Source organism: Planococcus notacanthi (assembly GCF_030407825.1).
GTDB classification, from domain to species: Bacteria; Bacillota; Bacilli; order Bacillales_A; family Planococcaceae; genus Planococcus; species Planococcus notacanthi.
Map to the genome: position 1 here is coordinate 44,367 of NZ_JASDCQ010000001.1, position 24,317 is coordinate 68,683.

A 24,317-nucleotide genomic window follows, 5' to 3' on the forward strand; every position below is an offset into this window, starting at 1 on the left:
TATTACACTCTTAATAATAAAGGGGAAACGGGTATTTAGCAACGTTAAATGATAACGCTTACAAAACGGAGGGGTCGTATGAAGAAGCTTATTGAAGCAAGTGATGTGAAGAAGCTGATTAAGAGCCACGATCAATTATTGGTCGGGGGATTTGGGTTATCAGGAACGCCTTTAACGGTTTTGGATGGGTTACTGGATGCGGATATTAAAGGACTGACAGTGGTCAGCAATAATTTGGGCGACAGTGGCCAAGGGCTGCACAAGCTATTTGTCCAAGGAAAGATAAAAAAAGCGATTGGATCCTTTTTCACAACCAATAAAGAAGCTGTACAGGCCTGGCAAAGAGGTGAATTGGAAATTGATTTATTGCCCCAAGGGACTTTGGCGGAAGCCATTCGGGCAGGAGGGGCTGGCATTGGTGGATTTTATACCAAGACGGCTGTAGGAACGGAACTCGCTGAAGGCAAAGAAGAAAGAGTCATCGATGGGGAACGATTCATTTTCGAGAAGGCCATTAAAGGAAACGTGGCCTTAATCAAAGCGAAGCAAGCCGACACCTTGGGCAACCTTACTTACCACACGACCGCACGGAATTTTAATCCGATGATGGCTACAGCTGCCACCATCGTCATTGCGGAAGTGGAAGAAATTGTAGAAGCAGGAGAGCTGGATCCCGAATCGATTGTCACGCCGCATGCTTATGTCGACTACATCGTGAAAACTGCTCATAAAAAAGAAGGGAGGAATTACGTTGGCACAGAACATACGGCATCAAATAGCTAAACGAATCTCTGAAGAATTGGAAGAAGGACAAATCGTCAATTTAGGGATAGGCATCCCGACCATCGTCACTGAATATCTGGGGGATAAAGAAATCTATTTGCAGACGGAAAATGGGTTGCTGGGAATGGGGCCGCCCCCAACCGAAGATACCTTGGATATCGATTTGATAAACGCTGGAAAAGAACCCGTAACTTATTTACAAGGTTCGTCTTTTTTCAGCAGCGCGGATTCTTTTGCATTAATCCGAGGCGGGCACGTAGACGTTGCGGTGTTAGGGGTGTTGGAAGTAGAAACATCCGGTCAGATTGCCAATTGGGCTGTTCCAAATCAGCCTATCCTTGGTGTCGGGGGAGCCATGGATTTGTTGACAGGGGCAAAAAAAGTCATCGTGGCAGCGCCGTTGTTTACCAAAGATGGGAATTCGAAACTGGTTCAAAAACTAAGCTACAAAACCAGTGGCATAAGAAAAGTGGATCTTTTCGTATCCGATTATGCCGTGTTCAGTTTTGGAGATGACGGGGTGAAGGTCGTGGAAATCACAGACAATCTTTCTATTGAAGAACTGAGTGAGAAAGTCGGATTTGCTCTTGAATATGACAAGGAGAAAATTCTGGAGAAATAATTCAACTATAGGGGGATTTGTATGTGGAGTGTAATCACGATCATCTTGTCATTGGTTCTATTAATTGTATTGGCACTTAGGGGATTCAGTATCATCATCATTGCACCGGTTGTCAGTTTGTTTGTTATAGCCACAAACAGTATGCCTGTTTTGGATTCGTTCCAAAACGATTACATGACCGGCTTTATCAATTATGCGAAAAACTATTACCTTATCTTTCTTTTTGCTGCGATGTTCGGGAAGTTCATGGAAGACAGTGGAGCAGCCCGGAAGATTGCTGAAACGCTGTTGAGGCTTTTAGGTAAAGGCAGTAAATACAAGGTATTGGTTTCCGTAATGGCCATCTGTGCATTTCTGACATACGGCGGTATCAGCTTATTTGTTGTTATCTTTGCCGTCCTGCCGATCGCCAAACCACTTTTTAAAGAATTGGATATTCCCTGGCATTTGTTTTTGGCCTCGTTTTTCATCGGTATCGGAACCTTTACGATGACCATGCTGCCTGGAACGCCAGCTATTCAAAACATCATTCCGATCAGTTACTTGGGTACCAGCGTCACTTCAGGTGCTTGGATTGGGATTACGGCGACTATTACCGTCTTGGCATTTAATCTATGGTATTTAAGATATGCCTTGCGTAAAGCGGAGAAAAAAGGCGAGACTTACGGCAATATGAAAAACTTGGAGGACAAAAAAGAAGGCGAAGTAGTGGATCAATACGCAGACAAGAAACTTCCAAGCCTTTGGATCAGTGCTATTCCCCCTGTCCTATTGTTGATTATGCTCAACGTCCTGAAAATTGAAGTGCTGTATACGCTGATGATTTCAGTCGTGATATCGAGTGTGGTCTTCTGGAAATACATTGACGTGAAGAAAAAGACCGTCAACGTCGGCGCCACCAATGCGGTCCTGCCCTTGGTCAATACCAGTGCGGATGTTGGCTACGGTGCGGTTATTGCTGCCACAACAGGATTTGCTGTGTTTACAGATTTGATGACAAGTCTGCCGGGAAGCCCATTGATTTCTCTTTATATCGCAACCACGGCGCTCGCTGGTATTACCGGTTCGGCCTCTGGTGGTTTGGGAATCGCCATGGAAACCTTGTCTGATATTTATTTGAATCTTGATTTGAATCCAGATGCCATCCACCGAGTTGCTGCCATGGCTTCCGGCGGGTTGGATGCTTTGCCGCATAATGGCGCGGTTATCACCACGCTGGTAGTAGCAGGATTAACACATAAAGACGGATATATCCATGTATTTATGGTCGCCGTAGTCGGACCATTAATTGCTGCAGTTCCAGCGATACTAGTGGCGGCAACATTCTATTAAAGAGAGGATGAATTCAATTGATAAAAAATTTAGGGGTTATTGGGGCAGGGACAATGGGTTTTGGGATTGCCTTCCAATTTGCCATCAACGGGGTTCCAAGCAAGTTATGTGATGTATCAGAAGAAACATTAGCGACAGCGAAACAAAAGTTTGATGTCTACTTGAATCTATTTCGCTCAGAGGGATATGAAATCCGCCTAAGCGATGAAGAAATAAAGAAAAATATCAGCTACACGACTTCAATGGAAGATTTAGCGGGTTGTGATTTTATTATCGAAAGTGTTTCTGAAAATCTGGCACTTAAGCAAAAGCTATTCAAACAATTGGATGATATTTGTGCACCGCAAACGATACTCGCATCCAATACTTCCAGTTTAAAACTGTCGGATATCACAGAAAATGTTGAAAAACACAAAGAGCAGATCGTGCTGACTCATTTCTTCAACCCGCCGCATATCGTTCCTTTAGTGGAATTGCTGCGAACTGAACATACGCGTGAGGAAGTATTCAACGAAGTAAAAGCGTTTTTGGAGCAGAACGGCAAAGTGACGATTGAAGTGAAGAAGGAAGTTGCGGGACTTGTTGCCAACCGTATCCAAGTAGCGATGGCTCGGGAAGCCTTATCCCTGATTGAAGATGGAGTTGTCAGTGAAGAAGATTTAGATACTGCAATTTTTGATGGGCCCGGGTTCCGGTTCTCTTCCAGCGGTTTGTTGAAAATCATTGATTTTGGCGGGTTGGATATATGGAAAGTTGTCCTGGAAGAACTGCAGCCGAAAATCGAGTCTCAAAGCAGGAAATTTTCTATCATCGAAGATCGTGTCGCTAACGGTTCGATTGGCGTGAAAAACGGCGCAGGATTTTATGATTATCCTGGAAAAGGTTTTAACGAATACGTCATGGAGCGGGACAAGAAATTGGTTCAGCATCTATTGAATACACATCCAGAGTTGAAAAAGAAAAAGGAGGAGACAGCAAAATGACGACTTATCTTATTGATGGTGCACGCACTGCATACGGAACATTCGGAGGGGCTTTGAAAAACACCAGCGAAATGGAATTAGGGGTAGTGGCGGCAAAAGAAGCCATCGCCCGAAGCGGAGTGCCTGCCCAGGATATCGACGAAATCATTTTTGGGAACATCATCCAAACGACCAAAGATTCAGCATATCTTGCGAGACATATTGGCTTAAAGAGCGGGATGGCTGAAGAGTCTTCAGCGTTAACGTTAAACCGTTTATGCGGTTCAGGGCTTCAATCCATCGTATCCGGGGCTCAATCGATTGCTTCAGGGGATGCCCAGGTGGTTGTGGCAGGCGGGACAGAAAATATGAGTTTGGCTCCGCATGTATTAAGAGGAACGCGTTTCGGTTCACCTGGAAAAGCACCGTTGATAGACGATATGCTGTGGGAAACATTGATGGATAATCATGCCGGATGTGGGATGGGAATGACAGCGGAAAACCTGGCGGAAAAATATTCAATCAGTCGTGAAGAACAGGATGAATTCGCTGTGGCTTCACAAGCGAAAGCTTCTAAAGCGAGAGAAAGCGGCCGATTTGCCGAAGAGATTGCTGCGGTTACGTTGAGAGGCAGAAAAGGTGAAGATGTTATTTTTGATCAGGATGAACATATCCGTGAAGGAACAAGCATGGAAAGTTTAGCGAAACTAAAGCCTGCCTTTAAAAAAGAAGGAACAGTCACACCGGGGAACTCAAGTGGCATTAACGATGGAGCGGCGGCAGTAGTCCTTGCTTCAGAGGAATATGTGAACTCAAATAAGCTTAAGCCATTAGCGAAAGTGGTTTCTTGGGGAATTGCGGGCGTGGATCCAACTATCATGGGAATCGGACCAGTCCCGGCGAGCAAGAAAGCGTTGGCCAAAGTTGGATTGACTTTAGATGATATTGGCCTATTCGAATTGAATGAAGCTTTCGCTGCACAATCATTGGCTGTGTTAAAAGAGCTTGGAATCCCGCAGGAGAAAGTGAATGTTAACGGCGGAGCGGTAGCGTTAGGACATCCAGTAGGATCGAGCGGCGCACGTGTTGCTTATTCTCTGGCTTTGGAAATGAAAAAACAAGGTGTTAAATACGGCCTAGCCACTTTATGCATTGGCGGTGGCCAAGGAATCGCCGTCATTCTTGAAAATCCAGAAGCAGCGTAAACGGATGATAATGCTCAAATTTGATAGAAAGAAGGGATACGCTTGAATATAGCCGTTGTAGGTGTAGGGGCACTCGGAACAATTGTCGGGGCCATGTTAAATTCCAAAGGAATTAAGGCAGATTTGGTGGATGATTACCAAGACAACATAAACGGAATCAGAGAAAAAGGATTACAAGTCGTTGGAAATATTGAAGTGAAAGCGACTGGGGAAGCGTACCATATCGATGAACTGGATAAACAATATGACCTTGTTCTTCTATTGACCAAGCAATTTGAAAACGAGAAAATTCTTACGAAACTGCTTCCTCATTTGCATGCCGACAGCATCGTCTGCACCTTGCAAAACGGAGCGCCGGAAGAAAAGGTTGCGGAATTTGTCGGGAAAGAGCGGACCATTGGAGGCGCGGTTGGTTTTGGCGCCACTTGGCTGGGACCTGGCGTCTCAGAGCTCACATCGGAACTGAAAGTTCTTGAAAACTTTGCGTTTGAAATTGGCGAAACAAACGGGGAAATTACAGAACGAATTAAAAAAGTAAACGAGATTCTTCAGCATGTCGGCGGTTCTGAAATTATGGATAACTTACCTGGCGTCCGCTGGTCCAAAATTTTAATGAATGCAGCCTTTAGCGGAATGTCCGCTGCCTTAGGCTGCACTTATGGTGAAGTGATGGACGATCCAAGAGGCCATTGGTGTCTAGTACACATTGCGGACGAAACCATCAGAGTCGCAGAAGCTCAAGGCATTAAGTTCGTTGAAATGCAGGGCGTTGATTTCAGTGATTTAAGATTGAAAGATGACAGTCCAGAAGAAGTGTTGAATAAATTCCCGTTCATGAAGGAAGTATGGGGACGGCATCGGAAACTTAAGGCAAGTATGCTTCAAGATCTGGAGAAGGGTAGAACAACGGAAATCACCCACATCAATGGCGTTGTCAGTGACAAAGGAAAAGAGCTGGGCATCCCAACGCCGTTTAACGATACCGTGGTACGGCTTGTGAAACAAAAAGAAGCCAATAAAGAAGTGGTGACTCCAGAGTATATTGATGAGTTCTTTAAGAAAGTGGATAGTTCGGTTGTTTAAATGAATATATATAGAAGAAAGCTCATTCCGGATTTTACTGGAATGGGCTTTCTTTTATCGATTTTAAATTGCGCGGGTGCCTGGCACCCGCACAATTCACTTTTCACAAATTAATTATTGTACAAATCTAAATGATTTGCCCATTGTGTGAGTCTGAATACAGTCCTATATGAAATTTTCTCCTATTTCAATGAAAAAGTTCTTTGATTTCCGTTTGAACGGGTTCAATCTAGGGAAATAATTGATATCTTGAGATAACATAGGAGGAACACAGGTGGATCGTTTTTTGCAGGGGGTTGCTGATTTTTCGGCTTGGTTATGGGGGATTCCGCTCATCACCATGCTATTGATATCAGGTCTTTATATGACAGTTAAACTTGGATTTTTTCAATTCCGTTATTTTGGCTATATTGTCGGACAGACGTTCGGCAGCGTATTTAAAAAACCGAAAGGGGAAGGGACCGTCACTCCGTTTCAGGCGCTGACGTCTGCTTTGTCTTCGACCATCGGAGCAGCGAACATTGTCGGTGTGCCAGCAGCGATTATGTTCGGTGGGCCGGGAGCGGTTTTTTGGATGTGGGTCATTGCGCTGATCGGCATGGCGCTCAAATTCGCTGAAAGCGTACTCGCGGTTGAGTACCGCGAGAAAAATAGCAGGGGAGAGTTTGTCGGCGGTCCCATGTACTACATGACGAAAGGCTTGAACATGAAGTGGCTGGGCATTTGGTTTTCATTTGCCTTGATGATTGAGTTGATCCCGAGCATCATGGTACAAGGGAATTCCATCGCGACTACAGTACAAGCGACGTTCAACATTCCGTTGTTGTGGACGGGGATTGCTACCGCTGTACTGGTATCCATTGTTGTTTTCGGTGGCATCAAGCGGATCGGTAAGGTCACAGAAATTTTCGTTCCATTTATGGCATTGATTTATGTCGGTGGCGCTGTCGTGATTTTGTTGATGAATGTTCGTGCCGTGCCCGAATTCTTTATGCTGATTTTCAGCAATGCCTTTTCGCCTGCACCGGTGATGGGTGGTTTTGCGGGGGCAGCGATTGTGGAAGTGATCCGCTGGGGATTTGCCCGCGGCCTTTATTCGAACGAAGCTGGACTCGGTACAGCTCCGATTGCCCATGCAGCTGCCATGACAGATCATCCTGTTCGACAGGGGTTCTGGGCAGTCGTTGGAGTGGTTGTCGATACGTTGATTGTCTGCACGGCAACGGCTTTTGTTATTTTGTCTTCGGGTGTTTGGACGGAAGACGGGGCAATGGAGAATTCCTCTGCTTTGACGAGTCTGGCATTTGAATCTTATTTCGGCCAATTCGGTGCAGTTCTCGTAACCATTTCCTTGATTTTCTTTGTTCTTTCCACGATTTTGGTGGTTGTTTTCTACGGCGCTAAGCAGGCTGAATTCCTGTTTGGCACGAAAGCGTCTTATGGCATGCAAGTGGTGTATATCCTTGCGGTTGTTCTCGGCGCGGTCGGTGCAGCAGAAGTGATCTGGGGCTTCCTCGATATTATGCTGGCGGCTATCCTCATTCCGAACGTCATCGCCATTTTGCTGTTAAGCAAAAAAGTAAAAGCATTGACTACCGAATTTTTCACGTCGGACAAGTATTACATAAAAGATCAAAAAGAGAAGAAACGAAACAAAGCGAAAAAAGCAGCGAAAGCGGGTTACGATTCTTAAACAGAAGCTCCGTGTTAAAAGCCTTGAATTCCCGGGAAGGGAAGTTCAAGGCTTTTTTTGCTGGATGGCACTTTGAAGAGAGGGAATGATTAAATTGTGTGCGTGCCTGGCACGTAAAACAATTTACCAAAAATAAATATGTATTTTTTAGGGAGAATCGTCTATTCTTATGAAAGAGTATTCAATAATATGGAAAGTTTATGTGTGGAAAGGTAATTTTCTGTCTTGAGAACTGAAAATGTAATTGAGGACTTATTCGAAAAGTAAAAGGAGATAGATCATGAATAAACTATTGCGGTTAGGTGTGATTGTTGCTTTACTATTGCCTGTTTCTCTTGGACTGGCTGCTCATACCGGTGCTGAAGCGACGGACGAAACCTTTATCGATGTTCAAAAATTTAAGATGGATAACCGGGTATCCACTCTTGATGTCTTTGACGATCACTTTATCACGACCTATCGTAATTACGCCGATCAGGCCGCCGTTATTTCTTCCTACAGCCAAACAGGAGAATTGAATTGGAAAACCATTCAAAGCGGTCCGAATGCCATCACGAAAGACAAATTTGCGACAGTGGACCGCAATGTGCTTTATATCTATTCTACCGCTACCGGGAAAGTCGTAGCCACTGGAAACTACCCGAAGCTTGTCACTTTCGGAACCGTTTCGCGCATTTATATGAATGACAACTACGTTGTTCTGACCAACAAACAATCGAAGACGAAGAATTACTTTGTTTATGATACAAACGGGAAGTTTATTATGGACGGAAAAGCTGAAGGATTTACCGCAGCGGTCCTCAATAAGAACACACTGGTTTTCCAAGACGCTAAAGGTGTCCATTCAATCAATCTGGCTACGCGCCAAAAGGTGTGGGATGTTCCGTTGGAATCCCGCATGAACAATCAGCACACCTTTGTTCCTGATGAATCTGTCATTTATGCACAAGGGGTTGAAAGCATATCAAAAACGGATTCCCAGGCTGTTAAAGATGTAGTGGTTGCCATCAATGCAAAAACAGGCACCGTTCTTTATAAAAAAGACTTGGGCGATACTGAAGAAACAAGAGTCCAAGTAAAGGATTTCGGACTTCTGATAAGCCAAGATACAGAAGAAATCCATGATTTTCATTATGCTGATGGTAGGCTGAAAATGAAGCTCGATATGGGTTCTCCCGAAATCGAACAGCTCAAGCAAAAAAACAACATCCAAGGAAACCGCTATAATTTTGTTCAAAAGTTTATCGCTTCGCAAGACGGCCTTTATTACTTTAAGCAATATTCCGGCGTGCATAACGAGTATGTGTTCTCGTCCATTCAAGGCGTAGATGATGCAGGAACTATAACGTTTGAAAAAGTCCTGGATGAGCGGGTAGAGGATATTGCGACGACAGATTCCAATAAATTATTCGTGGCAAAAAGATTGGACTATTCCGGTGAACTGGATGTCTATGACTCAAACGGCAATTTATTGGATACTCTGCCAACAGAGCCTATTGAACACTTGCAGTCAGACGGCTCGAGTATCTATGGGGTTAGCGGCAGTACAATGTATATCTTTAAAGAAAGTGAACCAAAGAAAGATACAATCGCACCGAACGCTCCGACAATTAATGCGTTCAGTAACCTGGACAGTGTATTGAGCGGAAAAGCTGAAAAAGGGGCCATGGTCTACGCCTATGCCGGCGGGAAATTAATCGGTGAAACCAAGGCTTTATGGGGTGCGGTCACTATCCAGATTCCGAAGCAGGCAGACGGGACTGCGATTGATATTTATGCAGTAGATAAAGCCGGCAATAAAAGTGCCAAAACGACCATCAAAGTCATCGATAAAATCGCGCCGACTGTGCCAACGGTAGATGTGGTCGGCGACAATTCGGTTGTTGTGAGTGGTAAAGCTGAATCCGGTGCAAAAGTTTATGCGTATGCAGGAAGCAAAAAGCTAGGCGAAGCGACGGCGAAAGACGGCAGATATTCCGTTAAGATCGCTAAGCAGAAAGCAGGCACCAGTATTTCTGTCCATGCGGTAGATGCAGCAGGGAACAAGAGCGGGGTTAAGACCATCAAAGTGGTCGATAAAACCGCGCCGTCAGTGCCGACTGTCAATGCCGTAGGAGACAACTCCACAGCGGTGAGCGGAAAAACCGAATCCGGTGCAAAAGTCTACGCGTACACAGGAAGCAAGAAACTGGGCGAAGCGACCGCGAAAAACGGCGCTTATTCCATCAAAATCGCGAAGCAAAAAGCCGGAACGTCCATCGCTGTCTATGCGGTGGATCCAGCCAAAAACAAAAGCGGCAGCAAAACGGTGAAAGTAGCGGATAAAACTGCTCCGGCTGTTCCGACCGTCAACAAAGTGACCAGTAAATCAACAGCGGTTTCCGGAAAAGGGGAAAAGGCTGCGACCGTAATGGTTTATAACGGCAGTAAGAAGATTGCCCAGGGAACAGTCGACAGCAAGGGCACCTTTAACGTGAAAATCAGCAAGCAGAAAAAAGGAGTTTCTTTGAAGGTTCAGCTACAGGATAAGGCTGGGAATAAGAGTGGGAGTAAGACGGTGAAGGTGAACTGAGTAATCACTTAAGTTAAATACAGGACAAGAAAATATAATTAAATAGGAGGTAGAAATTAATGAATAAAATAAGCTTAGTATTAAATAAAGTAGGGAAAAATAATTTGATATTACTGGTGATTGGACTTGTATTAGTAATCGTAATTACAAACACATTATTATCAACAGTAAGTAATACACCGACTGGGACTGTGAAAAATCTAATTTCCTATAGCGATAATGCTAAATGGGAAAAGGGCGAAGATTTAATAGCTACAAGAATGAAGAGTTTTTTGAAATCTGAAAATGCTACTGAGAATATTCGAATTAGTATGGGAGAACTTGTATATGACGAAAGCGGGGCAGGGAAACTTGATGATTATCAAGTTGAAGAAATAAAGATTGATGAAGATGATATTTTTTATGACAATACAACAAACCTTAGAGAAGAAAATGGAGAATCGGAAGCGGCGATAGTCCATGCTAATTTAACTTTTGATAATGAAAGGGTTACAAAAAAGTGGGAGTTTGATTTAGTTAAAGAAAATGGGAAGTGGAAAGTACTATCTTATAGACCTATTTGATTCTCTATTATTTTAAACTTAGGGATCAAAAGTGTTTGGAGAAAGGAAAGAGGTAACAATATATGAAGAAAAACTTGTTTCTGAGTGTTTTTTTAATATTTTTAAGTTTAATGGTAGTAGGATGCGCCTCAAATGAAGTTGAGAATGAAGAATTAGAGGGTAATGAAAAATCTTCGATAGTTGAAGAAGCTATTAATCAAGGGAAGTTAGCTCTAGCTGACAACAATTTAGAAAAAGCAAAGAGTAATTTCAACTTAGCTTTATTGGAAGACTCTAGAAATGAATTAGCGAAGCAATGGAAGGGAATAATAGAAGAGTACGAAAAATTTGTTTCTGCTGTAGATGAACAAGAAATTGATGTAGCTCAAGAAATCTTGAGTGAGCTTAAAAAAAATGATAAATATACACTTTTTGAAGAGATTATTAAAGAGCCTGAAGAAAATTTGAATATTCTAAAACAAAATATAAATAATCTTAATCATAAGATAACTGCATTGAATGATTTATATAATCCAGAGGATGAAAATTCTATGCCAAGCGAAGATTATCTATATTTTATAAATGAGATTTTAACGGATCCTAATGTAACAGAAGAACAAAAAAAGTCTGTAAAAGAATTTGAGGAAAAAGCAACTGAGAGAGCTAATAATATATTAGCTAAAATGGAAGAAGAGATGAGAGCAGCTGAGGAAAAAACAGTAGAAGTGTCTCAAGAGGAGTCTTCAATTAATGGCATTACAGCATATGAGGCTAGCAATTTAGCAATAAGATTGCCGAGCTACTCTGATTTTGTTGCAAATGGAGATACGTTTTCAAAGCCTCGAATTTATGAAGGTTCATGGATTATTGATATTAGCAGACCAAATGGGTTAGCGGAAGGTTTTATCATTGTGGATGAAAACAGAACAGTCTCGTTTATGTATCCTAACGGTGATGTGGATGAAGTAACTCCATATTAATTGTATTTGTATAGCTTTATTTTTTAATACTTAGCCTCTGCGGATAAAGAATGTTCTTCAACGAATGGTCATAAAACAAATCAAAACCATGTGAGAGGTAGCTCAGTAAAAATAAAACGATAAGGATTAAGGGGTATCTTCTACGGAAATCTTAAAATGTCGAAATATGGTTATATATATTATTGAGATTCCAAACTTAGGGACAATTGCTTTATTCATAAAAGAGAATAGGTTAAAAATTATATAGAAAAAAGCACATTCCAAACAGGAAATGTGCTTTTTTTTTCGCTAAGCGATATTTTATTAAGAACTCTTATTCTCCCCCTGCTGCATATCCTTCTGCATCGTATGCTTAGCGCCCCATTCATGCATCGCTTCCAGAACGGGCTCTAAGCTCCGGCCATACTCGGTTATGGAATACTCGACTTTTGGCGGGACTTGCGCGTAGACTTTGCGTTCGATGATGCCTTCGTCTTCGAGTTCGCGCAATTGCTTGGTCAGCATTTTTTGAGTGATGCCGGGCATCATCCGCTTCAGTTCGTTGAAACGTTTGGTGCCTTCTTGAAGCAGGTATAAGAGAATCATGTGCTTCCATTTGCCGACGAGGACGCCTAACGCATCATCGACCGGGCAATTTTCGGAGATTCTGTCCACATCTATTTCCTCCTAAGTATCTTTTTGTATACTATACCACTTTAGAGTGCGTACTTATAAAGATGGGGATTGGCGTTTATACTGGAAGCAGTGAGGCTACAAAAGTTGGGCATTGCCCACTGCATGTTACCATGAACTTATTCGAAAGGTGGAACTATACATGGAAAAATATCGCATCAATCCAGATGACGGCATCGAGTTTGGCATCTATACACTGGGAGACCATCTCCCGAATCCGGCGACCGGCGAACGGATTTCTGCGCAACAGCGCATTCATGACATTATCGACTATGCGGTGCTTGCTGAACAGGCAGGCGTTGACTTCTTTAGTGTGGGCGAAAGCCATCAGGAATTTTTCGCGACACAAGCGCATGCGGTGGTGCTTTCGGCTATCGCACAGGCGACGAAGAAAATCAAAATTGCCAGCTCTTCAACAATCATCAGCACGTCCGATCCGGTCCGTGTCTACGAGAACTTTGCGACGCTTGATTTGATTTCCAACGGCCGTGCGGAACTTGTGGCAGGGCGCGCTTCCCGCGTCGGGCTTTTTGAGCTGCTTGGCTACAATCTTCACAACTACGAAGAATTGTTTGAAGAGAAGTTCGAATTGCTTCGCTTGATCAATGAAAACGAAACCGTCAATTGGAGCGGGGAGTTCCGTGCACCGCTGCGTGATGCACAAGTGCTTCCGCGTCCGGTCAACGGTTCGTTGCCGATTTGGCGTGCAGTGGGCGGAACGCCGGCCAGTGCGATGAAAGCGGGCTATGCAGGTGTGCCGATGTTCATGGCGCATCTCGGCGGTTCGACTTCCCAATTTAAACGGACGGTGGACAGCTACCGTGAAGCAGCGCGGGCAGGCGGGCATGACCCTGCACAATTGCCGATCGCGACAGCCGGATTTTTCTATGCGGCGGAATCTTCCCAGCAGGCGCTGAAAGAGCTGTACCCGCACATCAATGAAGGCATGAAACGCACCAACGGCGGTGGGTTCCCGAAACAGCTTTTCGCACAAGGCGTCGATCCGCACAACATCATGAATATCGGCAGCCCCCAGCAGATTATCGAAAAAATCCTTCATCAGCATGAAATGTTCGGCCATCAGCGCTATATCGCCCAAATCGATTTTGGCGGCATGCCGATGGACAACATCAAGAAGAACCTGGAACTGATCGGTACGGAAATCCTGCCGGCCATCAAGAAATACACCGCTAAAAACAAGGAGGGGCAGGCATGAAGATTGTTGGCTTATCCGGTTCCCAAATTGGCTCGAAAACAAGAATCGCCATGGACGCCACCCTTAAAGTGATGGCGGAAAAATACCCGGAAGTGGAAATGGAATTGATTGACCTCGCAGACTACAAAATGGAATTCAGCGATGGCCGGAACTATTTGGATTACAGTGGCGACACCGGCTATGTGACAAAGACCCTGATGGAAGCGGACGCCATCATCATCGGCACGCCGATTTTCCAGGCTTCGATTCCGGCAGCGTTGAAAAATATTTTTGACTTGCTTCCGGTCAATGCGTTCCGCGACAAAGTCGTCAGCATGCTGGTAACAGCAGGATCCGCCAAGCATTATTTGGTGGCGGACACCCAGTTGAAGCCGATTCTTGCGTACATGAAAGCGCAGATGGTGCAAACTTTTGTTTTCATTGAAGAAGTGGATTTTCACCAGAAACAAATCATCAACCACGACGTGCTGATGCGCTTGGAGCGTTTGGCGGAAGATACTGTGGTCTTGACGGAAACGTTCACGAAGATCCGTGAGGAAAAAGAAGCGGAGTATGATTTTTAATTGGATGTAATCACGAGAAAAGACGCCGGAAATTCGGCGTCTTTTTTTGATCTCTTCAGTACATGAGCTTGAAGCGTTCAGAAATGGCCCATGACGTTTTCAAAGGTTGGACTCTTGGCGATTTTGCTGACCATTAAGACAAAAACCGGCTCTGGAACCCGCTCGATTGCCCGGATCCCAGGAGGCGTGATGGTGACTCCGGCATTTTGAGTGGCCTGGAGTGCTTCATGCAGTGCGCGTTTCAACAACACATGGGCATCCCGTGTAGCGGCGAAATGTTCTGGATCTGTATTGCACGCGTAAACGGCTGGGGCCAGCGTCGGAATCAACAGAGCGACATGCGTCTTCAGCCAATCGTCCATGTCTGTCCGAATCTCCGCACGGAAGCCGCGCATCGAACTCAGCACTTCTGCCACTTCACGTGTTCTGGCTGTCACGCTGCCGTCCACTTCGCCGATTGGCAAGGCCATCGGTTTCTTTTCTTCAACAGGCATCATGTGCATGACATGCCCTTTCTTAAAGCCGCCGGGATGCGGAAAACCGGCCATTACCCGTTCTTTGCCCAGTGCGTCAATGAATTCCTGCTGCCCCGCTGCATTGTTCATCATGAACAGAAACGTGGGGATGAATTTATTGGCAGCCAAGGCAGGGAGAATCTCGGACACACGATTTTTGCGCATCGGCACGATAACCAAATCATAATGGTCTTCTTCGTTCAAGTGGTCCACGACTGGCAGGTGTGACCGTCTGTTCGCCAGTTTCCGTGTTTTCGGTGACAATTCCGTACGTTTTCAATTCTTGCTGCCGCTCCTCGTGGTCAAGCAGGGCAACCGAATGCCCTGCCTGTGTCAGCCGTTCAGCGAACAAGCTGCCGAACGGCCCGACACCGTAGATCAGGATGTTCTTCTTCATGGGGATCGCTTCTTTAACATATTGGAAAGCGGCCATGGCTTGAGCAGTGGCTTTTAGAACTGCTCGTTTGAAGGAAGGACCTCCTTTTCGTTAGGGAATGTGTTATTCGCTCCAAGCTCAACGTATGAAGAGATATGTAAAATTGGTTAGTTGTGGGCTTTGATGTGCTCCAAATGTTATGTACACGTGCTATTTAATTGATTTATTATATCACTTTTCATGGCTTGAGCATTACAAGAAATCTCAGCCTGGCCGCGAAGGTTGGCTCGCTTTTGATTCGATATGATTATGATATCAATCAATTCATAATTGAATATTCAGTTAAATTAATTTATGATAGATATAGTACTTTAAAACTAAGGAATTTACATAGTGGTTTGAAAGTTAAAAAACTGGGAAGATCCCGTATGAGGATGCAGGACAATGAAAGGCTCTTCTTCTTGATCATTCAGAAGAAAGAAGCAGAAGGGGAAATGGAGGGATGAAAAGATTAGCGCTTCCGGCTTTATTGCTTGGCATTATTGCTATTGGTTTGTTGATTTTCTGGCTGTTGGGCCAGTATTTATAGAAGATGTGCGAGGCAATGAGATAAATGGATAAAAGGCGTTTCCAGAAGTTTTGTGATTCTGGAAACGTCTTTTTGTTTCTGCTTTGTTATCCAGCATCTGTAAATTCAAGAATTGCCTGAATGTATACTGATTTTTGTTAATTTTGATGAAACAAAAGGTGGGATGTGGTATAGTCCTTTAGGTAAACATTAAATGGTGTGTAATGAACATTATTATTCTGATAAATACAAGTATTTTACATATGAAATAGCGAATGTTACTATAAAAAACAATTCGGAATGAGTGACTGTTCATTATTAAAAAATCAGCCTCCTTGTCTTTGTTTGTTTTTCATGTGGAAAACGACGGGAACGTATTTTTAGAAAGTCGTTCGGTTTGTTCATTTATCTCTTTATCTGGTGGAGTGGGAATGTGCCCGGCTGGTGGCTGAAAAGCTGTGAAAATGAGCAAAGCTGAACGGCTTTCTGGTTCTTTCCGATTGGCGGGTGGCTTGTTGCTGATTCATGAAATCCCTCTTTGTGGTCAACTGCTTGCTTGTTTTTCTACAAGAGCGGGGCGTTAAACTAACTTTTATAAAGACAGAAAAGAGGAATCAGCTTGCAAGTTAAAAAAGCGATTATACCCGCTGCGGGACTTGGGACACGGTTCCTGCCGGCAACCAAGGCGATGCCGAAGGAAATGCTGCCGATTGTCGATAAACCGACCATCCAATACATTGTGGAAGAAGCCATTGCTTCAGGAATAGAAGACATCATCATCGTCACGGGCAAAGGGAAGCGGGCCATCGAAGACCATTTTGACCACGCTGTTGAATTGGAAGATACGCTCTTAAAGGCTGGGAAATTGGATATGCTCGATTCCGTTACAAAGACATCGAAAGTGGAAATCCATTACATCCGCCAAAAACAGCCGCTCGGACTTGGGCATGCCATTTGGTCGGCGCGGAATTTCATCGGAGATGAGCCGTTTGCTGTGTTGCTTGGAGATGATATCGTCGAAAACGATCCGCCTTGTTTGGCTCAATTGATCGAGCAGTTCGACCAGACCCAGAAAAGCGTCATCGGGGTGCAACGAGTCGATGACCAGCACACGGACCGTTACGGCATCATTGATCCGGTTGTGGTCAACGGCAAACTCATTGAAGTTAAGCAATTTGTCGAAAAGCCGGAAATCGGCACGGCACCGTCCAATTACGCGATTATGGGCCGGTACGTCCTGACGCCTGAAATCTTCCGTTTTTTGGGCGAGCACCAACAAGGGACGGGCGGAGAAATCCAATTGACGGATGCGATTCAGAAATTGAACGAAATCCAGTCTGTTTTTGCTTACGAGTTTGATGGAAAACGCCATGATGTGGGCGAAAAGCTTGGGTTTATTGAAACGAATATCGAGTTTGCTTTGAAGCGGCCGGAACTGCGGGAAAAACTGTTGGAACTGTTTCAGCAAAAGTTGGATGAAGCATACATAAAGAACGACTGACAAGGCTTTTATACAAATGAAGAGATCTATTTTAATCGACAAGGAGAAAGATAACGTGAAAACTGACGTAGCATTGCCATTGAAGAAAGTGAAGAAATTAATCGAAAAGGTTTCCGGGTACAAGATCACGGTTTCCAAACCAAAGTTGAAATCCCCTGGGAAACCAAAGTCAAAAGCAGCGATCAAAAAGAAGATGGACGAAGTGGGGCTTGATTACACGTCGATTTTTTCGGAAGCCGATCTGCAGTCGGAAGACAAACGGCTGGTCATTCAAAACATCATCAAAAAACACAGCACCAATAAAGCGTTCAAGCGGACCGTCGATTACATAGGTTATTACGAAAAGCTGCCCGTGGACGATTCGGTCATTTTGTATGAAAGTTTCCACGGCAAGAACATCAGCTGCAATCCATATGCGATTTTCAAGAACCTGGTGAAGAATCCGGACTTCTCGGAATACCGCCATGTGTGGGCATTGAACAACCGGGAGGACTGCCCGGAATGGATCGCGTATTTGCCGAATGTGGAACTGGTCACTGTCCACAGTGATGAGTACTTGAGGTATTTGGTGTCGGCAAAATACTTGATCAACAATACGTCGTTCCCGCCGTACTTCATTAAAAAAGACGAACAGGTTTACGTCAACACGTGGCATGGCACGCCGCTGAAGACGCTCGGCAAAGACATGAACGGCACCTTGGGGCAGCACAAGAACTTGATGAAGAACTTCCTGCAATCGGATTTCATCGTGTCGCCGAACCGGTTCACTGCCGATAAGATTGTGGATTCCCATGACCTCAGAGGAATCTACAGCGGGAAAATTGCCGAGACGGGCTATCCCCGGATTGATGCAGTCACTGAAAACCACGACCACTTGAAAGCTTTATTGGGCTGCGACAGCGCAAAAGGTGTACTTCTTTATGCACCGACATGGAGAGGGGAAGTCGGCAAAGTCAGTGCAGAAATTGACCGCTTTGTCGCCGATGCCCAGCAGCTGGAGAAAACGGTCGGGGACCGCTACACGGTGTTATTGAAAGTGCACAGCTTGATGAAAAAGCACATCAAAGAAAAGAATTTAAAGTTGAATGTCGTGTCTGATGCCATTGATACGAATGAACTGCTCAGCATCACCGATGTGCTGCTGACGGATTATTCGAGCATTTTCTTTGATTTCATGGTGACGCAAAAGCCGATCATCTTTTACGCATACGACCGCTTGGAATACGAAGTGGACCGCGGATTCTATTTGAACCTCGATGACATGCCGGGGGCGATTTGCACCGATATCGGCCAAGTAACCGAGGAAATCAACCGTGCCCATACGTATCAGGAAGATCATGCCATGGAGATCCAGCAAGCCCGGAAGAATTTCATTTCCCTGGAAGATGGAGCGAGCACGCAGCGCTTGATCGATGCGGTCTTTAACCAGCACGAGCAGCATACCTATTCGGTGTTGGATGACAAAACGAATATTTTGATCTACAGCGGTGGATTCATGAACAACGGAGTGACAAGTTCCGTCATCAACCTCATGAACAACATCGATTACGCGAAGTACAATGTCATGATCGCGGATAAGAGCAATTTTGATGAAGAAAGTTCCCGGAATCATGTGAAACTCAACAAGAATGTCAAGAAGTATTACCGTGCCGGCAACATCAACTACAACCTGGATGAATTGCTGGAACAAGAATTGCTGTTCAAGCATGGCGCTGAAACCTTCTATCATAATGGACCTGAGAATTTCCTGGATGACAAGATTTTGGCGATTTACAGACGTGAATATAAACGGATGTTCGGCCACAGCAAAATTGATGTCGTCATCGATTTCAGCGGCTATGTGAAGTTTTGGACTTTGCTTTTCGCGGCCAACAACTTTGATAAGAAGCTGATTTTCCAGCACAACGAAATGATGGAGGAATACGTCAAGGTCATTGCCGGGAAATACAAACACCAGCAAAACCTGAATGTCATCTTCCCGCTGTACAATTATTTTGATTCCATTGTTTCGGTTGCCAAGCATACCCGAAACACCAATCAGCAAAGACTGTCTCATCTGGTCGCGAACAGTGAAGAGAAAATGATCTATGTCCACAACTCGATCAATTACGAGTATGTTTTGGATGCCATCCATGAAAGAGGCGCGGATGATTCGGCTCTTCCGGAACTGATGAACCGGGACATTGAACCGGTTCATGCTATGCGCCAGCCCGATGCAGAGCGATTCAGTTTCGTGACGATGGGGAGAATGTCTCCTGAAAAAGACCACCAGAAACTGATCAGCGCTTTTGCGCTTCTTCACCAAAAGAGAGATGACGTGGAATTATTCATTATCGGAACCGGCCAGTTGAAAGACGAGCTGATCCAACAAATCGCTGACTGCGGCTTGGAAGACCATATCCACCTTGTCGGCCAACTGGAGAACCCGTTCCCGCTGATTCAGGCATGTGATAGTTTCGTGCTGCCTTCCAATCACGAAGGGCAGCCGATGGTTCTGCTGGAATGCCTGATTTTGAACAAGCCGATCTTGGCCACCGATATTCCAGGGAACCGCAGCATTCTGGAAGACGGCTACGGAGAAATTGTCGAAAACTCCATCAATGGCCTGTTCCTTGGCATGGAGAAACTGCTGACGGAACAACCTGCTTTTAAAGTCTTTGATTACAAGACCTATAATGAAGAAGCCATGGAGATGTTCTATCAGTCGATGGGCAAAGAATTGGCGGTTGCTTATTAATATCTAGTTTGAAGGGGAGTCCGGCGTGCCTGTTGCCGGGCTTCTTTTTTTGTGTGGATGGGAATATGCTGAAATACAGACTGAAATGTGAGGTAAAGAAGCAGCGTTCATGTAGAAGGAGGAGAATGTGAGGTAAGGCGAGCGAAAGTGCGTGTAAGGAGACCGAAATGTGAGGTAGAGAAGGCGGATGGTGAGGTAAAGGAGCAGCGTTCATGTAGAAGAGGGGAAATGTGAGGTAAGGCGAGCGAAAGTGCGTGTAAGGAGACCGAAATGTGAGGTAGAAAGGACGGATAGTGAGGTAAAGGAGCAGCGTTCATGTAGAAGGAGGGAAATGTGAGGTAAGGCGAGCGAAAGTGCGTGTAAGGAGACTGAAATGTGAGGTAGAGAGGGTGGATAGTGAGGTAAGGGAGCAGCGTTCATGTAGAAGGGAAGAAATGTGAGGTAAGGATTGTGATAGTGCGTGTAAGGAGACTGAAATGTGAGGTAGAGAGGACGGATAGTGAGGTAAAGGGGCAGCGTTCATGTAGAAGGAGGAGAATGTGAGGTAAGGCGTGCGGAAGTGCGTGTAAGAAGACCGAAATGTGAGGTAGAGAAGGCAGATAGTGAGGTAAAGGAGCAGCGTTCATGTAGAAGGGGAGAAATGTGAGGTAAGGCGAGCGAAAGTGCGTGTAAGGAGACCGAAATGTGAGGTAGAGAAGGCAAAGAATCAGATAAAGGGGGCATACACAGGGAGCAATGATAGTGAAGCCAGAATACAAAATTCATTAAGTGATACATAAGTTTTAATGGAATATAAAATATATTTTTCGAGACTATAGTCACTCTGCGAGTTTGCTGTTAAACTGAATTAGCTAACAATATTTGGATGTTGTTGCTTTAATGCTGTAAAAGTTATCAAAGGGAAAACTCGAAGGCGATAATTGAAAAAGGGGGATTTATTATGAAAAAGATCGGTTTTGCTATTATGTCTTTAATGATCGTAATTAGTTTCACAATCAGCGCGGCACCGATGCCGGCAGATGCTGCAGGCGTGAAGGCAAAGACGTATGCCAACTGTAAAGAAATCAATAAAAAATACAAAGGCGGTATTGCCAGTTCTTCCAAAGTGAAGAACAAAGGCGGCGCAACGAAATACAAGCCGTTTGTATCCAAAGCTTTATACGAAGCGAATAAGAAGAGCGATCGGGATAAAGATTTGATTGCTTGCGAGCGATAAAAAAGTGCCAGGCTCTTCTATGAGCCACCGGTTGTAGAAAAAAATGCCATCTTCGATGAAATCAGCAGATTCGAAGATGGCATTTTTTCGTTTAAAGAGAAGGATGAGGGCGGTTATAATCTGTCCTTGTAGGCAGAACTCTCAACAAAAAACATCCCAAAAAAGTTTTTGGGATGTTTTTTCTATTTATTTCTTCTCCAAACCGATTGTAAACCCTAAGTAGCTCAAGGCATTGCGTGCTTTGAACAAATTGCTCATGGCCATGCGTTCGAGTTCGATCTGCGTCATCTGGTGCTTGCGGAGTTCGCCGTCTTGGGCGATTTCTTCCTGCTTGGTGATGACTTGGACAAAGCTGCGTTCCATTTGGTCGCGCAGCTGCAGCGTCCGGATGGTGGCGACGTTCTGGACCTGGGACAGCTCGTAGCCGAAGATGTCCTTCGACAGCCAGAACAAGGCTTTCAACGCGCCGTTTTTGGTGTCGCGGATAAACGGTTTGAGCGGGTTTTTCATGTTTTCTTCCTCGAACCAGATGCGCTGCATGCCGGCGCGCGGGTCTTTCATATCGAGTTTGTAATAATGGGCCACGAATTGAGCAGTTTTTGTGAACAGCGAGAACGACTGGCGGTAAACGGTCTTCAACTGTTCGTTGCGTTCTGCGCTTGGTTTCTTTTCCTGCGCTTCGTATAAGTTCCAGCGCAACGCCGTGAATTCCGAAACCATGGCGTCCATGAAGGTTTCGAGGAAGACGCCGCGTTCCTGGTCATTGGCTTCTTTGTGGCGGTAATTCAGCGTATCGATTTTCATAGTGCCTTTGGGATCGATTTCATTGCCATCGTTCAGAAGCAAACGGTGCTTGGCGCACCAGTCGCGGTACTCGCGCTCGTGGCCTTCGAAAAAGTTTGGCTTGTAGCTGCCGGTCATATCGATTGGCCCGATTTCCTCAAGCATCTTGACGGCGAGCTTCAGGCGGTCTGCGTATAACGCGCGGCCGTTGGTGTTGCTGATTTTCTCAGCGCCTTTGTCGAGCAAGTCGCGTGACAGGTGAAGCGCTTCGGCTTTCTGGTCTTTGTCGCGCAGGAACGTCGAATAGAACAATAGCCCCCAGCCGCGCTCAGCATCTTTGCGCTCGTAGGATGGATCTTTCTCGGCTTCGATCATGTCTTCCAAGACATCCAGCCCATCGAGTGAACGGCCTACATAAATCAACGCTTCTGCGTAGTTCAGGCAGATTTGATTCCAGATGGTGGTCGGCACTTTGGCACGGAACTGGGCGTGCAAGCTTTCAAAGAGAAACAGCTGGCGCTGCTTCATCGGACTGTTCCAGTCTTTTTGCAGCTGGTGCTGGATGCCGAGTTGGCTTGTTTCCAATAGAATCGCCAGTGGATAGGAAGTTTGGCCTTCCAGGCGCTTTTTCAAATGGCTGATGATATCGTTGAGCTTTGCCGGCTGTGTGCGGGTTTTCTGGAATTCCTGCAGCAGCAGCTGAGCAGCTTGGTATACTTCTTTTAAATCAAATTGCCCGTAATCGTCTGATTGGGCAATGTCCTGTAATGTTGACATGGGAACCCTCCTTGAATAGGTGCTTCTTCTATTATTGTAACGAAGTGTGGGGCAGGGGTCACTCTTTGTTGTCGGAATTTTATGGTTTTCAGTTTTGGAAGTGGAGAATCGAATTTTAAAGGGAATTTAATGTTTTATTAATATCTGAATTTTTGATAATTTATAGGGGTATTCGTAAGATTTTGCTGTTAAACTAAGGTCAAGAAGCAAGCCATTAAACGGAGGAGTGACGAGCGTGAAAAAGCTGATGGGTGTGCTGGTTGTAGTGCTGTCGCTGTTTTTAGCCTTGCCTGTTGCCGCTGCTGCACCGGATTTGCCGCAGAATCACCAGTTTTATGAGGAAATGACTTATTTGATGGAGAAAGGAGTGATTACAGGATATCCGGATGGTACGGTGCGGCCGGATCAGCAAGTGACCCGTGCCGAAGCGACGGTCATGATTGGCCGACTGCAAGGGCTCGATGGGACGAAACGGGCGACGCCGTTCCGTGACGTGCCGGCTGGCCATTACGCCAGCGGCTATGTCGCAGAAGCAGCAGAAGCGGGCTATATCCTGGGTTATGGAGACGGGACGTTCCGTCCGAATGCGCCGATCATTCGCGGGGATATGGCGCTGATTTTGGAGCGGGTCTTTGGTTTGGCGTTTACGTTCAACCAGTCGTTTACAGATGTGCCACAAAACGCCTATTACACAGAAGCCATCAGCAAGATCCTGGCGGCGAACATCACCATCGGTTATCCCGACAATACGTTTCGGCCGAAACAGGCTGTGACGCGCGGCCAGTTCTCTGCATTTCTTGCGCGCGCCTTGGAGCCTGAATTCAAAAACGATGCGACGATCGCCCGTTCCTACCAGAAAGACAAAACCAAAACTTACACGTATCACATGTCCGACGGAACAACAGCGGTCCACCGCTTTGTCGATGTGCCGGATCGCGGCGGGATGGCCTACGGATTCATGTGGACAGTCGAAGTGGATGGCGACACCTACGAATACATGGAGTTTGAAAGCCATCAGCTCTTCGCATTCGGCTATCCGTATTCCGAGTATGATGTCGCGCTCGTCTATCCGGTCCAAGTCGGCAAGACCTTCAATGTGGGATTAGGCGATGAAGTGATTGTTCATACCATCACGGGTGTCAACAAAACCGTCGAGACGCCATACAGTACATTCACCAACGCAACTGAAGTGACGACGCAGGATGGTCTGCGGTATTACATGGCGGAGGGCTTTTCAACGATTAAATCGATCAACGCGCAAGGGCGTGTGGAAAGTGAATTGGTGAGTGTGGAATAGGACGGAATAGTGAGGAATTGTGTGCGTGCCTGGCACGCACACAATTCAATTTGCGGAGTTACGCACGCTCAATATAAAATGCGTTTACTCAAAAAAACTTATGCACGTAAAAAAAGAAATACGCACGTTTGAGTTTTAAAATTAGCAGCTAGTTAACTATTCGCCCTCAGGTTTAGGTGCCTGGCACGCACACAATTACCAGCCGCTCTGCATTCTGCAGAGCGGTTTTTATATAAATCTGAGCAATCAGTTCATATGAATTGCATATTTTGTAAAGGCGTATTATATTGTATGAGACATCAATCATTGACCCATCAATTAT

The 24,317-nt window shown here is 45.2% G+C and carries 20 protein-coding genes; 16 read left to right on the forward strand and 4 right to left on the reverse strand.

Annotated features, from left to right (window positions below; all coding sequences use genetic code 11):
- Positions 1-78: 78 nt before the first annotated feature.
- From QMA01_RS00190 to QMA01_RS00235, 10 genes are all read left to right on the forward strand, one after another.
- Positions 79-783 carry a CoA transferase subunit A gene (locus QMA01_RS00190; protein WP_290214029.1) on the forward strand — a complete coding sequence of 235 codons (705 nt, stop codon included), beginning with the start codon at positions 79-81 and terminating at the stop codon, positions 781-783.
- Positions 752-1,405, forward strand: coding sequence for a 3-oxoacid CoA-transferase subunit B (locus QMA01_RS00195; protein ID WP_290214030.1), 654 nt, complete (start codon positions 752-754; stop codon positions 1,403-1,405). The genes QMA01_RS00190 and QMA01_RS00195 overlap by 32 nt, the downstream gene beginning before the upstream one ends.
- 21 nt (positions 1,406-1,426) lie before the next feature.
- A complete protein-coding gene (locus tag QMA01_RS00200) occupies positions 1,427-2,737 on the forward strand; it encodes a GntP family permease (protein WP_290214031.1) in 1,311 nt (436 codons plus the stop codon).
- Between the two features lie 17 nt (positions 2,738-2,754).
- Positions 2,755-3,720 carry a 3-hydroxyacyl-CoA dehydrogenase family protein gene (locus QMA01_RS00205; protein WP_290214032.1) on the forward strand — a complete coding sequence of 322 codons (966 nt, stop codon included), beginning with the start codon at positions 2,755-2,757 and terminating at the stop codon, positions 3,718-3,720.
- Entirely contained in the window at positions 3,717-4,904 is a 1,188-nt protein-coding gene (locus QMA01_RS00210; protein WP_290214033.1) for an acetyl-CoA C-acetyltransferase, read from the forward strand. Before QMA01_RS00205 ends, QMA01_RS00210 begins: the two co-directional genes overlap by 4 nt.
- A 42-nt stretch (positions 4,905-4,946) precedes the next feature.
- On the forward strand, positions 4,947-5,987 hold the full coding sequence (locus QMA01_RS00215) for a ketopantoate reductase family protein (protein ID WP_290214034.1): 1,041 nt from the start codon (positions 4,947-4,949) through the stop codon (positions 5,985-5,987).
- Positions 5,988-6,261: 274 nt separating this feature from the next.
- A complete protein-coding gene (locus tag QMA01_RS00220; protein WP_290214035.1) occupies positions 6,262-7,680 on the forward strand; it encodes an alanine/glycine:cation symporter family protein in 1,419 nt (472 codons plus the stop codon).
- A gap of 280 nt (positions 7,681-7,960) precedes the next feature.
- Positions 7,961-10,252 carry an Ig-like domain-containing protein gene (locus QMA01_RS00225; protein ID WP_290214036.1) on the forward strand — a complete coding sequence of 764 codons (2,292 nt, stop codon included), beginning with the start codon at positions 7,961-7,963 and terminating at the stop codon, positions 10,250-10,252.
- Between the two features lie 59 nt (positions 10,253-10,311).
- Complete coding sequence (locus QMA01_RS00230; protein ID WP_290214037.1) at positions 10,312-10,815, forward strand: hypothetical protein; 504 nt, start codon at positions 10,312-10,314, stop codon at positions 10,813-10,815.
- A 62-nt stretch (positions 10,816-10,877) separates the two neighbouring features.
- Entirely contained in the window at positions 10,878-11,774 is an 897-nt protein-coding gene (locus QMA01_RS00235) for a hypothetical protein (RefSeq protein ID WP_290214038.1), read from the forward strand.
- A 303-nt stretch (positions 11,775-12,077) separates the two neighbouring features.
- Here the strand turns inward: QMA01_RS00235 and QMA01_RS00240 are convergent, their stop codons facing one another.
- The gene (locus QMA01_RS00240) at positions 12,078-12,428 is read right to left on the reverse strand and encodes a winged helix-turn-helix transcriptional regulator (RefSeq protein ID WP_290214039.1); all 351 of its coding nucleotides are present in this window, start codon (positions 12,426-12,428) and stop codon (positions 12,078-12,080) included.
- Positions 12,429-12,588: 160 nt separating this feature from the next.
- Between QMA01_RS00240 and QMA01_RS00245 the strand changes: the two genes are divergently transcribed.
- Both QMA01_RS00245 and QMA01_RS00250 read left to right on the forward strand, forming a co-directional pair.
- On the forward strand, positions 12,589-13,662 hold the full coding sequence (locus QMA01_RS00245) for an LLM class flavin-dependent oxidoreductase (RefSeq protein ID WP_191713647.1): 1,074 nt from the start codon (positions 12,589-12,591) through the stop codon (positions 13,660-13,662).
- Positions 13,659-14,225, forward strand: coding sequence for an NADPH-dependent FMN reductase (locus QMA01_RS00250; RefSeq protein ID WP_290214040.1), 567 nt, complete (start codon positions 13,659-13,661; stop codon positions 14,223-14,225). The genes QMA01_RS00245 and QMA01_RS00250 overlap by 4 nt, the downstream gene beginning before the upstream one ends.
- Positions 14,226-14,302: 77 nt before the next feature.
- Here the strand turns inward: QMA01_RS00250 and QMA01_RS00255 are convergent, their stop codons facing one another.
- Positions 14,303-15,004, reverse strand: coding sequence for a ketopantoate reductase family protein (locus QMA01_RS00255; RefSeq protein ID WP_290214041.1), 702 nt, complete (start codon positions 15,002-15,004; stop codon positions 14,303-14,305).
- Positions 14,922-15,137, reverse strand: coding sequence for a 2-dehydropantoate 2-reductase N-terminal domain-containing protein (locus tag QMA01_RS00260; RefSeq protein ID WP_290214042.1), 216 nt, complete (start codon positions 15,135-15,137; stop codon positions 14,922-14,924). The genes QMA01_RS00255 and QMA01_RS00260 overlap by 83 nt, the downstream gene beginning before the upstream one ends.
- A 1,166-nt stretch (positions 15,138-16,303) precedes the next feature.
- Here QMA01_RS00260 and galU point away from each other — a divergent pair.
- From galU to QMA01_RS00275, 3 genes are all read left to right on the forward strand, one after another.
- Positions 16,304-17,185: a UTP--glucose-1-phosphate uridylyltransferase GalU gene (galU, locus tag QMA01_RS00265; RefSeq protein WP_290214043.1), complete on the forward strand. Its 882-nt coding sequence runs from the start codon at positions 16,304-16,306 to the stop codon at positions 17,183-17,185.
- Positions 17,186-17,240: 55 nt separating this feature from the next.
- Positions 17,241-19,922 (forward strand): glycosyltransferase, encoded by a 2,682-nt coding sequence (locus QMA01_RS00270; RefSeq protein ID WP_290214044.1) that lies wholly within the window; start codon positions 17,241-17,243, stop codon positions 19,920-19,922.
- Between the two features lie 940 nt (positions 19,923-20,862).
- On the forward strand, positions 20,863-21,138 hold the full coding sequence (locus QMA01_RS00275) for an excalibur calcium-binding domain-containing protein (protein ID WP_290214045.1): 276 nt from the start codon (positions 20,863-20,865) through the stop codon (positions 21,136-21,138).
- Positions 21,139-21,324: 186 nt separating this feature from the next.
- Here QMA01_RS00275 and QMA01_RS00280 read toward each other — a convergent pair whose 3' ends face one another.
- A complete protein-coding gene (locus tag QMA01_RS00280) occupies positions 21,325-22,698 on the reverse strand; it encodes an LA2681 family HEPN domain-containing protein (protein WP_290214046.1) in 1,374 nt (457 codons plus the stop codon).
- 235 nt (positions 22,699-22,933) lie between these two features.
- Between QMA01_RS00280 and QMA01_RS00285 the strand changes: the two genes are divergently transcribed.
- The gene (locus QMA01_RS00285) at positions 22,934-23,995 is read left to right on the forward strand and encodes an S-layer homology domain-containing protein (protein ID WP_290214047.1); all 1,062 of its coding nucleotides are present in this window, start codon (positions 22,934-22,936) and stop codon (positions 23,993-23,995) included.
- Positions 23,996-24,317 lie beyond the last annotated feature (322 nt).

Excerpts from the sequence above, each read along its gene's own strand:
- QMA01_RS00190 (WP_290214029.1), top strand. The coding sequence starts at position 79 with ATGAAGAAGCTTATTGAAGCAAGTGATGTGAAGAAGCTGATTAAGAGC.
- QMA01_RS00200 (WP_290214031.1), top strand. The coding sequence starts at position 1,427 with ATGTGGAGTGTAATCACGATCATCTTGTCATTGGTTCTATTAATTGTA.
- QMA01_RS00210 (WP_290214033.1), top strand. The coding sequence starts at position 3,717 with ATGACGACTTATCTTATTGATGGTGCACGCACTGCATACGGAACATTC.
- QMA01_RS00225 (WP_290214036.1), top strand. The coding sequence starts at position 7,961 with ATGAATAAACTATTGCGGTTAGGTGTGATTGTTGCTTTACTATTGCCT.
- QMA01_RS00230 (WP_290214037.1), top strand. The coding sequence starts at position 10,312 with ATGAATAAAATAAGCTTAGTATTAAATAAAGTAGGGAAAAATAATTTG.
- QMA01_RS00235 (WP_290214038.1), top strand. The coding sequence starts at position 10,878 with ATGAAGAAAAACTTGTTTCTGAGTGTTTTTTTAATATTTTTAAGTTTA.
- QMA01_RS00245 (WP_191713647.1), top strand. The coding sequence starts at position 12,589 with ATGGAAAAATATCGCATCAATCCAGATGACGGCATCGAGTTTGGCATC.
- QMA01_RS00250 (WP_290214040.1), top strand. The coding sequence starts at position 13,659 with ATGAAGATTGTTGGCTTATCCGGTTCCCAAATTGGCTCGAAAACAAGA.
- QMA01_RS00260 (WP_290214042.1), bottom strand. The coding sequence starts at position 15,137 with ATGAAGAAGAACATCCTGATCTACGGTGTCGGGCCGTTCGGCAGCTTG.
- QMA01_RS00275 (WP_290214045.1), top strand. The coding sequence starts at position 20,863 with ATGAAAAAGATCGGTTTTGCTATTATGTCTTTAATGATCGTAATTAGT.
- QMA01_RS00280 (WP_290214046.1), bottom strand. The coding sequence starts at position 22,698 with ATGTCAACATTACAGGACATTGCCCAATCAGACGATTACGGGCAATTT.